Annotated in this window: 1 protein-coding gene and 2 pseudogenes; all 3 read left to right on the top strand. The window is 65.7% G+C overall.

Annotation, left to right across the window (positions count from 1 at the left end; all coding sequences use genetic code 11):
* A pseudogene (locus MH112_RS08060) lies at positions 1-684 on the top strand (F0F1 ATP synthase subunit alpha); the annotation flags it as partial.
* A 20-nt stretch (positions 685-704) separates the two neighbouring features.
* On the top strand, positions 705-1,577 hold the full coding sequence (locus MH112_RS08055) for a F0F1 ATP synthase subunit gamma (RefSeq protein WP_296566248.1): 873 nt from the start codon (positions 705-707) through the stop codon (positions 1,575-1,577).
* A gap of 17 nt (positions 1,578-1,594) precedes the next feature.
* Positions 1,595-2,029, top strand: a pseudogene (locus MH112_RS08050) (F0F1 ATP synthase subunit beta); the annotation flags it as partial.

Below are 2,029 nucleotides of genomic sequence, written 5' to 3'. Positions count from 1 at the left end.
CTGCTGCTGCGCCGCCCGCCGGGCCGCGAAGCCTATCCGGGCGACGTGTTCTACCTGCATTCCCGTCTGCTGGAACGGGCGGCCAAGCTCAATGAAGACAACGGCTCGGGCTCGCTAACGGCCCTGCCGATCATTGAAACCCAGGCCAATGACGTGTCGGCCTATATCCCGACCAATGTGATCTCGATCACCGACGGCCAGATCTTCCTGGAAACCGATCTGTTCTTCCAGGGCATTCGCCCGGCCGTGAACGTCGGCATCAGCGTCAGCCGCGTGGGCTCCTCGGCCCAGATCAAGGCCATGAAGACCGCCTCTGGCCCCATCAAGGGCGAGCTGGCTCAGTACCGGGAAATGGCCGCCTTCGCCAAGTTCGGCTCGGACCTGGACGCCACCACCCAGCGCATGCTGGCCCGCGGTGCCCGTCTGACCGAGTTGCTGAAGCAGCCGCAGTACGCGCCTCAGCAGGTCGAAGAGCAGGTCTGCGTGATCTATGCCGGCACCCGTGGCTATCTCGACGGGATCGCGGTGGGTGATGTCAGCCGCTATGAGGCTGAGCTGCTGAGCTTCCTGCACAGCAAGCATCAGGGTCTTCTGGACGCGATCCGCACCAAGAAGGAACTGAAGGCCGACCTCGAAGCCGACCTGAAGAGCGCGCTGGACGCCTTCACCAAGACCTTCGCCTAAGCCGGCCAGGACCCCAAGGGATGGCCAGCCTCAAGGAGATGCGCAATCGGATCGGAAGCGTGAAAGCCACGCAGAAGATCACGAAAGCGATGCAAATGGTCGCCGCGGCCAAACTTCGTCGTGCGCAGGACGCCGCCCAGAGCGCGCGTCCCTACGCTGAGCGGATGGCTTCGGTGATCGCCAACCTCGCCCAGGGCGTCAGCGGGGAATCCGCGCCCCGTCTGCTGGCTGGGACGGGTCGTGACGACCGCCATCTGCTTGTGGTCGCCACATCAGACCGCGGCCTCGCCGGGGGGTTCAACACCTCAATCGTCCGTGCCGCCCGCGAGCGGATCACCACGCTTCAGGCCGCCGGCAAGGACGTGAAGCTGATCGTCATCGGCAAGAAGGCCCGCGATCAGCTGCGTCGTCTGCACGCCGACAAGATCGTGGAGTTCTTTGAGGCCGGCGGCTCGCCGTCCATGGAGGTCGCCCAGGCCGTCGCCGACAAGGTCACCGCCCTGTTTGAGGCCGGCGATGTGGATGTGGTCACCCTGGTCTATAGCCGCTTCCAGTCGGTGGTCAGCCAGGTCCCCACGGCGCGCCGGCTGATCCCGGCCGAGGTTGTGGTTGATGCGCCCCCGGTCGATCTCAAGGGCGCGGTCTATGAGTATGAGCCCTCGGAGGAAGCGATCCTTGAAACCCTGCTTCCCCGCAATCTGACCATCCAGCTGTTTTCGGCGACCCTCGAAAATCAGGCCGGCTTCTACGCCGCCCAGATGACGGCGATGGACAACGCGACCCGCAATGCCGGCGACATGATCGCCAGCCTCACCCTGCAATATAACCGCACACGTCAGGCGCAGATCACCAAGGAGTTGATCGAGATCATCTCCGGCGCCGAAGCGATCTAGAGCAAGAGAACAGCACCATGGCTACGACCCCGAAGGCTCCCGCCAAAAAGCCGGCCGCCACCGTGGCTGCGGACGCTGCGGCGCCCGCCAAGGCCCCCGCGCGCAAGGCCCCCGCCAAGAAGGCCGCCGCCCAGGCCACCCCGGCCGCAGGCACCGCTGCCGTCGCCACTGGCAAGATCAGCCAGGTCATCGGCGCCGTCGTCGACGTGGAATTCGTCGGCCACCTGCCGGCGATCCTCAACGCGCTGGAGACCACCAACACCGACCAGCGTACCGGCGAGCCCTTCCGCCTGGTGCTGGAGGTTGCTCAGCATCTGGGCGAGAACACCGTCCGCACCATCGCCATGGACACCACCGAGGGCCTGACCCGCGGCCAGCCTGTGACCGACACCGGCGCGGGCATCACCGTTCCCGTCGGTCCCGGCACGCTGGGCCGCATCATGAACGTCATC

Origin of the sequence: Phenylobacterium sp. (assembly GCF_022402485.1) — a bacterium.
In the GTDB taxonomy this organism is placed as follows: Bacteria; Pseudomonadota; Alphaproteobacteria; order Caulobacterales; family Caulobacteraceae; genus Phenylobacterium.
This window is presented reverse-complemented; position numbering and strand designations above follow the sequence as displayed.

Excerpts from the sequence above, each read along its gene's own strand:
- MH112_RS08055 (WP_296566248.1), top strand. The coding sequence starts at position 705 with ATGGCCAGCCTCAAGGAGATGCGCAATCGGATCGGAAGCGTGAAAGCC.